This window comes from Pelomonas sp. Root1237 (genome assembly GCF_001425055.1).
In the GTDB taxonomy this organism is placed as follows: domain Bacteria; phylum Pseudomonadota; class Gammaproteobacteria; order Burkholderiales; family Burkholderiaceae_C; genus Pelomonas.
Map to the genome: position 1 here is coordinate 160216 of NZ_LMDK01000021.1, position 12344 is coordinate 172559.

General features: G+C 68.7%; 14 protein-coding genes. 7 read left to right on the top strand and 7 right to left on the bottom strand.

Annotation, left to right across the window (positions count from 1 at the left end):
- Positions 1-35 precede the first annotated feature (35 nt).
- A complete protein-coding gene (locus ASC91_RS26980; RefSeq protein WP_235532121.1) occupies positions 36-1394 on the top strand; it encodes a cytochrome P450 in 1359 nt (452 codons plus the stop codon).
- Positions 1391-1777 (top strand): hypothetical protein, encoded by a 387-nt coding sequence (locus ASC91_RS26985; protein WP_056204900.1) that lies wholly within the window; start codon positions 1391-1393, stop codon positions 1775-1777. The genes ASC91_RS26980 and ASC91_RS26985 overlap by 4 nt, the downstream gene beginning before the upstream one ends.
- Here the strand turns inward: ASC91_RS26985 and ASC91_RS26990 are convergent.
- Positions 1768-2016 (bottom strand): DUF3297 family protein, encoded by a 249-nt coding sequence (locus tag ASC91_RS26990; protein WP_056204906.1) that lies wholly within the window; start codon positions 2014-2016, stop codon positions 1768-1770. The genes ASC91_RS26985 and ASC91_RS26990 overlap by 10 nt on opposite strands.
- 88 nt (positions 2017-2104) lie before the next feature.
- Between ASC91_RS26990 and ASC91_RS26995 the strand changes: the two genes are divergently transcribed.
- The 3 genes from ASC91_RS26995 (at position 2105) to ASC91_RS27005 (ending at position 5659) form a co-directional block, all read left to right on the top strand.
- On the top strand, positions 2105-2644 hold the full coding sequence (locus ASC91_RS26995) for an ECF-type sigma factor (RefSeq protein ID WP_056204908.1): 540 nt from the start codon (positions 2105-2107) through the stop codon (positions 2642-2644).
- A 165-nt stretch (positions 2645-2809) separates the two neighbouring features.
- Entirely contained in the window at positions 2810-5353 is a 2544-nt protein-coding gene (locus tag ASC91_RS27000) for a serine/threonine-protein kinase (protein WP_056204911.1), read from the top strand.
- 12 nt (positions 5354-5365) lie between these two features.
- Positions 5366-5659: a hypothetical protein gene (locus ASC91_RS27005; RefSeq protein ID WP_056204915.1), complete on the top strand. Its 294-nt coding sequence runs from the start codon at positions 5366-5368 to the stop codon at positions 5657-5659.
- 91 nt (positions 5660-5750) lie between these two features.
- Here ASC91_RS27005 and ASC91_RS27010 read toward each other — a convergent pair whose 3' ends face one another.
- Positions 5751-6374, bottom strand: a complete 624-nt coding sequence (locus ASC91_RS27010; RefSeq protein WP_056204918.1) for a hypothetical protein — start codon at positions 6372-6374, stop codon at positions 5751-5753.
- Between the two features lie 188 nt (positions 6375-6562).
- On the opposite strand from ASC91_RS27010, the gene ASC91_RS27015 reads away from it, so the two are divergent.
- Complete coding sequence (locus ASC91_RS27015; RefSeq protein WP_056205284.1) at positions 6563-6931, top strand: VOC family protein; 369 nt, start codon at positions 6563-6565, stop codon at positions 6929-6931.
- Positions 6932-6939: 8 nt separating this feature from the next.
- Here the strand turns inward: ASC91_RS27015 and ASC91_RS27020 are convergent, their stop codons facing one another.
- Positions 6940-7683, bottom strand: a complete 744-nt coding sequence (locus ASC91_RS27020; RefSeq protein WP_056205287.1) for a transporter substrate-binding domain-containing protein — start codon at positions 7681-7683, stop codon at positions 6940-6942.
- Between the two features lie 174 nt (positions 7684-7857).
- Here ASC91_RS27020 and ASC91_RS27025 point away from each other — a divergent pair, with 174 nt between their 5' ends.
- Complete coding sequence (locus ASC91_RS27025) at positions 7858-8058, top strand: hypothetical protein (RefSeq protein WP_056204921.1); 201 nt, start codon at positions 7858-7860, stop codon at positions 8056-8058.
- On the opposite strand, the gene ASC91_RS27030 is transcribed toward ASC91_RS27025, so the two are convergent.
- The 4 genes from ASC91_RS27030 to ASC91_RS27045 all read right to left on the bottom strand — a co-directional run bounded on the left by ASC91_RS27030 (position 8019) and on the right by ASC91_RS27045 (position 12331).
- On the bottom strand, positions 8019-8603 hold the full coding sequence (locus ASC91_RS27030; RefSeq protein WP_082533072.1) for a hemerythrin domain-containing protein: 585 nt from the start codon (positions 8601-8603) through the stop codon (positions 8019-8021). The genes ASC91_RS27025 and ASC91_RS27030 overlap by 40 nt on opposite strands.
- An 86-nt stretch (positions 8604-8689) precedes the next feature.
- On the bottom strand, positions 8690-10441 hold the full coding sequence (aceK, locus tag ASC91_RS27035) for a bifunctional isocitrate dehydrogenase kinase/phosphatase (RefSeq protein WP_056204922.1): 1752 nt from the start codon (positions 10439-10441) through the stop codon (positions 8690-8692).
- Between the two features lie 13 nt (positions 10442-10454).
- Complete coding sequence (gene can / locus ASC91_RS27040; RefSeq protein WP_056204924.1) at positions 10455-11129, bottom strand: carbonate dehydratase; 675 nt, start codon at positions 11127-11129, stop codon at positions 10455-10457.
- A gap of 23 nt (positions 11130-11152) precedes the next feature.
- On the bottom strand, positions 11153-12331 hold the full coding sequence (locus ASC91_RS27045) for an isovaleryl-CoA dehydrogenase (RefSeq protein ID WP_056204926.1): 1179 nt from the start codon (positions 12329-12331) through the stop codon (positions 11153-11155).
- Positions 12332-12344: the final 13 nt, after the last annotated feature.

The window sequence follows — 12344 nt, forward strand, 5'->3', positions numbered from 1 at the left end:
GACCCGTCCGCCCCGGGAGCGCAGCATCACGGTCCATGACAACACTGACCTGGAACGACCTGCCTGGCCACCCCACGCGCTGGTGGGGCATCCCCGTGCTTGCGGCCATGCGGCGCGACTATCTCGCGGTGATCTCCGCGCAGCGATCGCTGGGCGATCTGCCGCGCCAGACCATCCTCGGCGAACGCGGCGTCGATGTCTTCGACCCGGAACTGGTGCGCGAGGTCATGGTGGACCATGCCGACGCGCTGATCCGCTGGGCGCGCGGGCCCGAGGTGTTTTCCCAGCTGATGGGCCAGTCCGTCCTCGTCACTGAAGGGCCCACCTGGCAGCGCCAGCGCCGCATGCTGATGCAGGCCTTCACGCCCAAGCGCGTGGCCGGCTATGCGGCGCTGATGACCGATGCGGCCGTCGCCGGGCTGGCCGGCGTACAGGACGGCGAGGTGGCGATGGACACGCTGTTCAGCCACCTGACGATGGACGTCATCTCGCGCACGCTGTTCAGCACGCCGATCGGCGCCGACACCGCGGCCGCTGCGCACGCCGTGCAGGTGCTCAGCGAGACGGCGCTGGCCGAGATGTTCTGGCCATTCACGCTGCCCGACTGGCTGCCGCTGCCGGGCAAGGCCGCCAAGCGGCGCGCACACAAGCTGATGCACGGACTGCTGGGCGGCCATGTCAACGCCCGGCGCGCGCCCGGCGACGGCAAGCCCGACCTGCTCGGCATGCTGATGGCATTGCGCGACGAGGCGACCGGCGAGGCGCTGTCGCCACAGGAGGTCTACGACCAGTGCATGGTCAGCTTCCAGGCCGGCCATGAGACGAGCGCGACGGCCCTGCTGTGGTGGAGCTGGTTGCTGGCGGCACACCCTGAAGCCCAGGCGCGCGCCCGGGCCGAAGTTGATGCCGTGCTGGCCGGCAGCGTGCCAACGGCCGATGACGCGGGCGCCCTGCCCTTTCTCTCCGCCACGCTGAAGGAGGCGATGCGCCTGTACCCGCCGGTGGCGGCCGTCATGACGCGCCGCCTGACGCGTGAGATTACGCTGGGCGGCGTGCGCCTGCCGGCCCGCACGCTGGTGCGCGTGACGCCCTGGCTGCTGCACCGCGACCCGCGCTGGTGGCCGGATGCGCCGCTGGCCTTCAAGCCCGAGCGCTTCATGCCAGGGGCTGCACACGAAATCCCGCGCGGCGCCTACATCCCCTTCGGCCTGGGCCCGCGCGTCTGCCTGGGCCAGCATTTCGCGGTGCTGGAGATGACGCTGATCGCGGCGCTTCTGCTGCAGCGCTTCGAGCTGAGCCCGGCCGGCAACGAGGCGCCCAAGCCGCGCATGGCCGTCACGCTGCGGCCCGAGTCCGGCCTCACACTGAGGCTCACTTCACGGAGGGCGGCATGAACCCCTGGCTCGTTGGCGCGGCGGCGCTGGTCTTCGTCATCGGCCTGGCGCACTCATGGCTGGGCGAGCGCTTGCTGTTTCGCCATCTGCGCGCTGGCGGCCTGGTGCCCGTCGGCGGCCAGCCGGCGCTGCGCGAATTCCAGACCCGCATCCTGTGGGCAAGCTGGCATGTCGTGACCGCCCTGGCCTGGGCACTGGCGGTGGTGCTGGCGTGGCTGGCCCAACCGGCGGTGCAGGCGATGTCCGGCGGCATCATCGAAGCGGCCGCCGCCACGGCGTTGGCGGTCAGCGGGGGCCTGGTGCTGCTCAGCAACCGCGGCCGTCACCCGGCCTGGATCGCGCTGCTCGCGGCAGCCGCTTTGGTGCTGATGTCTTATCGATAGAAGGCTTCGACCGCGCCCTTGAGCTTGATGCACAGCGGCCGGCCCTTGCGGTCCAGCGTCTTGCCGGCGGGCACCTTGATCCAGCCCTCGCTGATGCAGTACTCCTCGACGTCCTGGCGCTCCTTGCCGTTGAAGCGGATGCCGATGTCGTGCTCGAAGACGGCGGCGACGTGGTGAGGGCTGCGCGGGTCGACGCTGAGATGGTCGGGCAGTTCGGGGCGGCTGGGGGTATCAGGCATGGAATGGGGCGGGCGGAGAAGCAAACCGGCATTCTCGCGCGCAAGGTGGGGGTTCCGCACGGGCGCACTTGGCGCCAGCATCGCGCCCATGACAGAGATCACCCAGCTGCTGACGGCCCTGGCGTCCGGCGAGACTGAGGCGCGAGACCGCCTCTACACCCTGCTCTACCCCGAGCTCAAGCGCCTGGCAAGAAGTCATCTCGCCGGCCACGCCCCGATGACGCTGGAGCCGGCGGCACTGATCCATGAGGTCTGGCTGAAGAGTGCGGGCCGCGAAGCCGCGCAGCACCGCGCGCAGTTCTTCGCCCATGCCAGCAAGGTCATGCGCAGCGTCATCATCGACCACGTTCGCGAGCGCCACGCCGACAAGCGCGGCGGCGGGCAGGCCGAGGTGACGCTGTCGACGGCCGCGCTGGAGCAGATCGCACCGCCCGATGTGCTCAAGCTCGACGACGTGCTGCAGATGCTGGAGCGCGCCGACGGCCGCGCCCACCAGGTCGTCGAGATGCGCTTCTTCGGCGGCCTGGAGCTGGAGGAGATCGCCGAGCTGCTGGGCGTTTCGGTGCCGACGATCAAGCGCGACTGGCGTAAAGCGCGGGCTTTCTTGTTCGACGCGTTGCAGGCGTGAAATGAAACCCCTCGTCCGGTCGCGCCTCGCTGAACGCGGGCCATCCCAGCCGGTCCCCCGCGGGGACGGCGATGCTCGCGGCATCAAGCCGCGAGCACATCGCCTGACGGGCCGGCTTGGGAGCGGCCCGGCGCTCGGCCCGATTTGCCGCCGCGGCCAGTTGACGTGAACACCACTGACCGGGCCGGCGCGCTCGCCGCCTTCGATGAATGGCAGGACGCGACGCCGGCCGAGCGTGAAGCCTTGCTGGCCGAGCTGCCACCGGCGCAACGGGAGCGGCTGGAGGCCCTCATCAACGCTGACCACGCGGCCGAAGAGCGCGGCTTTCTGGCCAAGCCGGCGCAAGTACCGGGCGCTCCCGAACTGGCCGGCCAGGTGCTGGGCGCTTGGACCCTCGTCGCACCGCTGGGCAGCGGCGGCATGGGCGAGGTCTGGCGCGCTCGGCGCAGCGATGGCGCCCACAGCGGCGAGGCGGCCATCAAGCTGCTGCACAGCCCCTGGCGCGGCGAGGGGAACCAGGCGCGCTTTCGCCGCGAGGGCGAGCTGCTGTCGCGGTTGACCCATCCACACATTGCCCGCCTGCTGGACATCGGCGAAGCCCTGGTCGGCGCGACGCGCACGCGCTATCTGGTGCTGGAGCTGGTGGAGGGCGAGCGCATCGACCGCTGGTGCGAACTGCGGAACCTTCATGTGAACGAGCGGCTGCGGCTCTTTCTGCAGGTGTGCGACGCGGTGGCTCATGCGCATGCGCGCCTGGTCGTGCACCGCGATCTCAAGCCGGGCAACATCCTTGTCACCGCGGACGGCCAGGTGAAGCTGCTGGACTTCGGTGTCGCCAAGCTGCTTGTTGATGACACCGGCGCGGAGCTGACTGCGCAACTGCCTGCGGGCCTGACGCCTGAGTACGCCGCGCCTGAGCAGCTGCGCGGCGAGCCCGTCAGCACCGCCACCGATGTGTTTGCGCTGGGCCGCCTGCTGTGCCTGCTGCTGACCGGCCAGCGTGAGCCTGCGGCCACACTGCGCGGCGACCTCGCCCTGATCGTCGGCCGCGCGCTGAAGGAGCGCCCCGACGAGCGCTATGCCGGCGCCAGCGCACTGGCCGACGACGTGCGCCGCCATCTCGAGCATCGCCCCATCCTCGCGCGGCCTGACTCGCTGGCCTACCGTAGCGCCAAGTTCGCGCGCCGCTACCGGCTGCAGTTGGTCGCGCTGAGCCTGGTGCTGGCCAGCCTGCTGGCCGGCATGGCCACCACCACCTGGCAGTGGCGCGAGGCCGCGCGAGAAGCCGAACGCACTCGCCGCGTGCAAAGCGTGTTGACCGAGCTCCTCGCCGGCCTCAGCCCCGACGCCTCCGGCAGCGCGACGGTGCCGATGATCGAGCTGCTCAGGCGCAGCTGGGCCGAGGCCAAGCGCCGGCTGGGCGATGACCCGGCCATGCTGGCCGAAGTGGCCCGGCCACTGGGGCTGCTGCTGAACCAATCCGGCGACATGCCCCTGGCGGCCGAAGCGCTGTCGCTCGCACACGCCCAGCTGCAGGGCCGCGGCGAGGCGGGTCGCGACGTCGCCTTCGAGCTCGCCAATGCCCGCAGCCGCCTGGGCCAGACCGACGATGCGCGCGCGCTGCTGACGGGGTTGGTGCCCGCGCTGCCGGCCCAGGACGACGCGGTGGCTTTGTCCGCCCTCGCCCATCTCGGCGAGATGGCGATGGAGGCCGGCCGCCTCGACGAGGCGCAGTCGCTGCTGACGCGGGCCGAGCAAGGGGTTCGCGAGCGTTTCGGCACGCGCCATGAGCGCTATCGGCGCGTGGCCGATGCGATGTCCAGCCTCGCCCGGGCCCAGGGGCGCTGGGACGATGCGCGGCGCTGGCTGCAAGCCCTCGTCGATGCCAGCGAAGGCGCGGGGCGGCTGATCGCCGCCCAGGCCCGGATGGCCGTCGCGACGATGGAGGTCGAACTGGGGCACCACGTCGCCGCCCTGCCCCTGCTGCGCGCCAGCGTGCAGGAGCTGCAGGAAGTGCTGGGACCGGCCGACCTCAACACCGTCTCGACGCGCACCTGGCTGGCCACCGCGCTGTTCCACGCCGGCCGACCCGACGAGGCGGCGCGCGAAGCGGAGCTGGCGTTGGCGCAGGCCCGCCGCGGCGGCGAAGCCCAGGCGACCGCCGTCGTGGGGCTGGTGGCAGCACGCCAGCAAATGCGCCGTGGCGAGCCGGCCGTGGCCGAGGCGCGGATGCGCCCGCTGCTGTCCACGCTGGAAGAGGCAGGACACCCGGCGGCGGAGCGCGCACGCGCGCTGCTCGGCGAGGCGGCGCTGCGCCAGGGGCGCACGGCCGAGGCCGTCGCGATGCTGACGCAGGCCGAGGCCGCCCAGCGCACGCGCCTGGGGTTGCAGGACACCGATCGCTGGCCGACGCTGGCGCTGCTGGGGCTGGCCCATGAAAGCGCCGGCCGCATCGAGCCGGCTCGCGCCGCCTATCACGAGGCCCTGGCGCTGGCCGAGGCCGGCCTGCCGCCGGGCCATCCGGACCGCCTGCGGCTGAGGGCGCTCGTCGCGCTCGGAGACGGCCGCGACGCGCGCGCCGAGCTGGATGCCTACGCTGGTGCGCTGGCCGACCGTGCTGACGCCGCGGCCATGCGCACGCGGCTGTCGCAATTGCTATCGTCCACATCCCGCCCGGCGCCGCCGGGCCTGGCCCTGCTGGACTTCTGACGGAGGACTGCGATGAAGCTTCTCGATTCGATGTTGGCAACGGCATGCCTGGGCGCCGCGCTCGCGGCGCACGCCGCTGATGTGGCACCGGCCACCGGCACCCCGGCGGTCAAGGCCGCCAGCTCACCGGCGGTGAAGGCTGCCACCCCGCCCGGCGGCGCGCCCGTCGCCGGTGGCAGCGGTGGTGGCGCCGCGACCGATGGCAGCAATACCGGCACCCAGGTCAAACCCAAGCTGCCCAAGTGCCCCGACCCGGCCAACACCGCCTGCCCGGCGGTGAAGGTGCCAGTCAAGACGGGCGGTTAGCAAGTAGTGGACCGTTATGCCTGCCGCCTTGTACGGCGGCAGTCCTTCGGCCCGCGTCGCACAGGGCGAAGGTTCTGCGCCCGGTCGGGTCTCAGCCCTTCGTCACCACCAGCGTGACCTCGTACTTGCCGCCATCCCCGACGATGGTCAGCGTCTTGCTCTTGGGGCCGGCTGCCACGTCGAGCAGGTTGGTGCTGAGCACGAACTCCTGGGTCGTGCCGACGCGGTCGTCGAAGTTGGGGAAGCCGGTGGGAATGCCGAGCGCGCCGTGGATGTCGGCCTTCAGCTTGCTCACGCGCTGAGCCCGCGTCATGCCGGCAGAGGCCGCCAGCGAGCTGACGACGGCGCCCTTGGTCAGCTCGCGCGCCGTGCCAGGCTTGCCATCGTCGTGCTCCATCATCGACACGAGGATGACGGCATTGGCCGGGTTGGCGATGGCCTTGGCCTGGCCCGACGGGCCCCAGGCATTGCGGCGCCAGATGATGAAGGGCATGTCGCTCGGGTTGATGCCCGGCTGCAGCGGCTGGGTGCTGCGGGATTCGCCCTCGTCGACGTCGCCCCACGGGCCGTAGAGCGTGACTTCGGCGTTGGGCAGGATCGGGTTGGTCAGGTCGACGGCAGTGACGAGCACATAGGGCTCGTCCGAGCCGACCTCGTCGGTCTCGATCTTGCACTTGATGCTCTTCAGGGCGATGGTGACGGGCAATGCGGCCATGATGGTTCTCCGATAGAGGTGGGGCACGGCAACACGCCGGGCCTGTCATCAAGGACGCAAGTGCGGCCCGCCAGGGATCACACGCGCGATGTGAAAACTACCGCCGGGATAGCCCCCAGGGCCTGCTGACAGCCGGTGACATGACCGGCGCCGACGATGGCTTCATTCATCACCCAACGGAGACCACCATGCAACCCGACTGCCTCATCCTCTACGTGCACAGCCCTGCCGAGAGCGTGCTCTTCTATCGCTCGCTGCTGGGCCGGGAACCCGTCGAGCAGAGCCCGAACTTCGCGATGTTCATGCTCAATGACAAGACCATGCTCGGCCTCTGGGCCGCGCATGACGTGCAACCGGGCAGCGGCCAGCGCGGCGGCGGCGCCGAGATCGGCATCACGGTCGGCACGGACAACGAAGTCAATGCCGCCGTCGCCGCCTGGAAGGCCTCGGGCTGGCCGGTGCTGCAGGTGCCGACGGCGATGGACTTCGGCTTCACGGCAGTCACCGCGGACCCGGACGGCCACCGGGTGCGGGTGTTCAGGCCGACGCAGGGTTGAGCAGCCCCTCAGTCGCGCGCCGCAGACGGCGCGACGGCGGCGCCCTCGATGCGGTGGCGTTCCAACGACCTCGCGACGAAGCCTGAGGCCTTGGCCTGTTCCACGAAGGCGGCGAGAAAATGCGCACCGACCGCCTTGCCCCTGGCCATGCCCATGGCCTGGTTGATGACCATGAAGCGCCAGGGCAAGAGCCTCAGGCCCGGCAAGCGCTTGGCGTCGGCTTCCAACTGCTGCTTCACACCGGCGGCCACGTCGAGCTGGTGCGCCAGGAAAAAGCTGACCACCTCGGGTGAGGTCGGTGCGCGCTCGATCGTCGCCGCCTTGAGTTCGCGTGTCAGGTAGAGGTCGTAGGCGCTGCGTGCGCCGACGGCGACACGCGTGCCTGCGCGATCCACGTCCTCGTTGGCCTGCAGCGGCGAATCGTTGCGCACGAGGTAGGCGCCCTCGATCTGCACGTAAGCAGCCGAATAGGCGGTGGACGCGGCCCGCGCGGGATCGATGGCGAAGAAGCCTACGTCCACGCGGCCGGTGGCCAGAGCATCCACCGCTTCGCCCGCGGACTTCACCACCATCAACTCAGCCTGGACGCCCAGCTGCCGTGCCAGCTCACGCGCCAGGTCGACCGACACACCCGAGGCTTCGCCGGTGCTGGGGTCGCGGTTCGCCAGGATGGGATTGCCCAGATTGATGACGGCGCGCAGCCGGCTGGTGGGTGCCAGTTGGGCGATTGCTTCGGGAGCGGGTGTTGGCATGGCGGCGCACGCGGCAAGAATGGGCAGGAGCAGGATGCACAACGCATTCAGCGCGCGACGGTCCACAGCAGTTGAGGTGTTGATGCCTGCGCTCATGGCTGGCTAGCCTACACGTCAGCGACGCTGGGGTTTGTTCTATCTGGCACCCTCGCCTGGCGCCCCCAACTCCGCTCCATGTTCTTCTTCATGCGCCCCAGGCCCGTCGTGGACCGTCGGCCCGTGGCGGAGCAATCCGTCCAGGTGAAGGCGCCGACGCTGCCGGCGTTGACCGCGCTGGCCAAAGCACCGTGGGGCGAAGCGCAGCGCCAGGTCAGTGCTGACGAGCCCACCTCGCTTCAGCGCGTGCGCCGCGGCTTGCTCTTGCCGCGCAGCTGAGCGCCGGCGCTGGCGTTGCCGCGCGTCGCCGGCTTGTCGGCGGCTGGCTTGGCGGGTTTGACCAGGCCGGTCGCCGCAGACACGGCCACGGTCTGGTACTCGGCGGCGTATTGCTTGCGCATGCGCACCATCTCGCGCTGGTACTTGCCGGCGAGCTGCTGCTTCTTCGTGTCTGACAGCAGGCGGCCGGCGACGTGGAAGAACTTGGACTCCTCTTCTTTCAGGTGGTGGCGCACCTTGAAGCTGAGTTCCTTGGCGGTCGCAATCCAGCCATCCTGCTGCTTGTTGCGCACCGACAGGTCTTCGAGCAGCTCGTCCACCTGGTGGTGCTCATGCAGCGCATGCCGCGAGGCATCAAGGCCTCCGTCCTCCATCAGCAGCGGCACGTAGAGGAAGCGCTCTTCGGCCGCCGCGTGTGCCATCAGCTCGACCTTCAACTGCAGGAACAGCAACTGGCGCGCGGCCATGTCGCCGCGTGACGCGGTGAGCTTGCGGCACAGATCGCGTTGCAAGTCGTGGCTTTCGCGGATGGCGTCGAAGATCATGCGGTTGTCCCCAGAGGCCACGGGTTGCGGCGGCGCCATTGTTGATGGGCGGCGGGGCGGCGCCTGTCGGACGGAGCCGCTTCGGCTCAGGCCGCTGCGAAGCGCCGCGCCGGGTCGTAGGGGAACACATCATGCACATGCCCCGCCAGGATGCGCTCCTTGTGGCTCTGCCAGAAGCCCGCGTCCAGCAGGTCCGCGTGGTGGCGCATGAAGCACTCACGCACTTTCGGATTGCCGAGCAGGAAGGGCGCAAAGGTCTCGGGGAAGACGTCGCGCGGCGCGACGGCGTACCAGACCTCGCCTGACATTTCTTCCTCCTCATTGCGCGGCTCGGGCACGCGGCGGAAGTTGCAGTCGGTCAGGTATTCGATCTCGTCGTAGTCATAGAACACGACCTTGCCGTGGCGGGTCACGCCGAAGTTCTTCCACAGCATGTCGCCGGGGAAGATGTTGGCGGCCACCAGGTCCTTGATGGCGTTGCCGTACTCGATGACGACGCGTTCCACCTGCTCGGGCGTGGCTTCTGCCAAGTAGATGTTCAGCGGCACCATGCGGCGCTCGATGTAGGCGTGGCGGATGACGAGGTCGTCGCCATTCTCTTCAATGAGGCTCCCGCAGAAGTGCTTCAACTCATCGAGGAGCTCTTCCTCGAAGCGATGCCGCGGGAAGGCCACCCGCGTGTACTCCAGCGTGTCGGCCATGCGACCGACCCGGTCGTGGCTTTTCACGAGCAGGTATTTGCTCTGGATGAGCTCGCGCGTGGTGTCCTTCTGCGGCGGGTAGAAGTCCTTGATGACCTTGAAGACGAAGGGCCAGCTCGGCAGGTCGAACACCAGCATGACCATGCCTTTGATGCCGGGCGCGATGCGGAACTTGTCCGAGGAATGGCGCAGGTGGTACAGGAAGTCGCGGTAGAAAAGGTTCTTGCCCTGCTTCTGCAGGCCCAGCGCCGAATAGATCTCGGAGCGTGGCTTCCTGGGCATCATGGAGCGCAGGAATTGCACATACGCACTCGGCACCTCCATGTCGACGAGGAAGTAAGCGCGGGCAAAGCTGAACAGGATCAGCAGATCGTCTTCGCCGAACAGCGCCGCGTCGATGAAGAAGCGCCCGCTGTCGTCGTCACGCAGGATGGGCAGGGCAAACGGCGTCTCGGTAAAGCCGTTGATGATCTTGCCAACGACATAGGCGCCCTTGTTCCGGTAGAACAGGTTGGACAGCACCTGCAGCTGGAAGTTGGCGCGCCGGCGGAACTCGCCCAGGCGTTGCGCGACGGCGGCCAGCACCTGGTCGACGTCGGCGTCAAGGTGGGCGAACTCGCCGTTCAGCTGGAAGTTGGTGATGACGCGCTGGAGGGTCTCGCGCAGCTTGTCCGGAGCCGGGTAGTAGGCGCGGTAGGTCGGGGTCGCTCCGGGCTCGTCGTTCTCGATGTACTCGGTCGAGATGGCCGGGCGCACGAAGATGAAGTCGTTGTGGAAATAGGCGTGGTGCAGGATGCGCGTGCACACCGAGTTGAAGAAAGTCTCGGCGAGTTCGGGCTGGCGGTGGTTGGTCAGCAGGCCGATGTAGTGCAGCTTGACCTGTTGCCAGACTTCCATGGCCAGCGTCGACGCCGAAAAGCGCGCCTCCAGCAGCTCGCTGGCCTCGGCAACGCGGGCGTCGTAGAACTCGATGCGCAGGGCCTGGGCACGCTGCTGGCCCTGCCAGTCGCCATGCTCGAAGCGCGCCTTGGCCTCGGCGGACGTGGCGCGGAAGAGCTTGTAGTGGCGATCGAAACCGCCCAGCAGGGCCTGGGCGATGTCGAAGGCGCGCGAGTCCGTGAGCTGGGTCGGGAACATGCCCCGACTCTATTCAGGCCACTGTGGCGTAGCGCGCCTTGACGCGCTCCAACGCACGGCGGTAGGACGGCTCCACGTCCTCGGCCTTGGTGGCCGTGAGCTGCAGGTCCTCCAGCAGGCCGTTGTGCAGGCCGTAAACCCAGCCATGCACGACGATCTCCTGGCCGCGCTGCCAGGCGTCCTGCACGACCGTCGTCTGGCAGGCATTGCGCGCCTGCTCCAGCACGTTCAGCTCGCACAGTGCGTCGACGCGCCTGGCCTCGGGCAAGCTGTCCAACCAAGCCAGGTGGTCGTTGCGCACGTCCTGCACGTGGCGGATCCAGTTGTCGGCCAGACCGGTGCGGATGTCGTAGAGCGCCGCGCGCACGCCGCCGCAATTGCTGTGGCCGACGACGATGATGTGGCGCACCTTGAGTTGGTCCACCGCGAACTGCATGACGGACAGGCAGTTCAGGTCCGAATGCACGACGACGTTGGCAACGTTGCGATGCACGAACAGCTCGCCCGGCAGCAGGTCCACCAGCTCATTGGCCGGCACGCGGCTGTCGGCGCAGCCTATCCAAAGATATTGCGGCGTCTGCTGCTTGAGCAGGCTGGAGAAGAAGCCCGGCTCGCGGGCCTCGGTGTCAGCGGCCCAGCGTTTGTTGTTGTCGAGCAGATCCTGCAGTTCGGGGTTGGTCGTCGTCATGCCGGCATTGTCTCAATGGCGAGTTACATCGTCTCCGCAAACAGCTCGCGGCCAATCAGCATGCGGCGGATCTCACTGGTGCCGGCGCCAATCTCATAAAGCTTCGCGTCACGCCAGAGCCGGCCCAGCGGGTATTCGTTGATGTAACCGTTGCCACCGAAGATCTGCACGCCTTCGCCGGCCATCCAGGTGGCCTTCTCAGCCGTCCACAGGATGACGGAGGCGCAGTCCTTGCGCACCTGGCGCACATGCTCGGCGCCCAGCATGTCGAGGTTCTTGGCCACCGTGTAGGCAAAGCTGCGTGCGGCCTGCAGCACGGTGTACATGTCGGCCACCTTGCCCTGGATGAGCTGGAACTCGCCGATGCTCTGGCCGAACTGCTTGCGGTCGTGGATGTAAGGCACGACGTTGTCCATGACGCTTTGCATGATGCCCAGCGGCCCGCCGGTCAGCACCGCGCGCTCGTAGTCCAGGCCCGACATCAGCACCTTGGCGCCGCCGTTCACGGCACCCAGCACGTTCTCGGCCGGCACCTCGACGTCCTGGAACACCAGCTCGCCGGTGTGCGAGCCGCGCATGCCCAGCTTGTCGAGCTTCTGCGCAATGGAGAAGCCCTTCATGTCCTTCTCGATGAGGAAGGCCGTCACGCCGCGTGCGCCCAGCTCCGGCTCGGTCTTGGCGTAGACCACCAGCGTGTCGGCGTCGGGGCCGTTGGTGATCCACATCTTGTTGCCGTTGAGCAGGTAGACGCCGCCCTTGCCCTCGGCCTTGAGCTTCATGCTCAGCACGTCAGATCCCGCGCCCGGTTCGCTCATCGCCAGCGCACCGACATGCTCGCCGCTGATCAGCTTGGGCAGGTACTTGGCGCGCTGCGCGTCGTTGCCGTTGCGCTTGATCTGGTTCACGCACAGGTTGCTGTGCGCGCCGTAGGAGAGGCCCACCGAGGCGCTCGCGCGGCTGATCTCTTCCATCGCCACCATGTGGGCCAGATAGCCCATGTTGGCGCCGCCGTATTCCTCGGGCACGGTGATGCCCAGCACGCCCAGGTCGCCCATCTTGCGCCACAGGTCCATCGGGAACTGGTCGCTCTTGTCGATCTCGGCCGCGCGGGGCGCGATCTCTTCGTCGGCGAAGGCGCGCACCGCGTCGCGCAGGGCATCGATGTCTTCGCCGAGTTGGAAGTTGAGGCCGGGCAGGTTCATTCGGGTCTCCTGG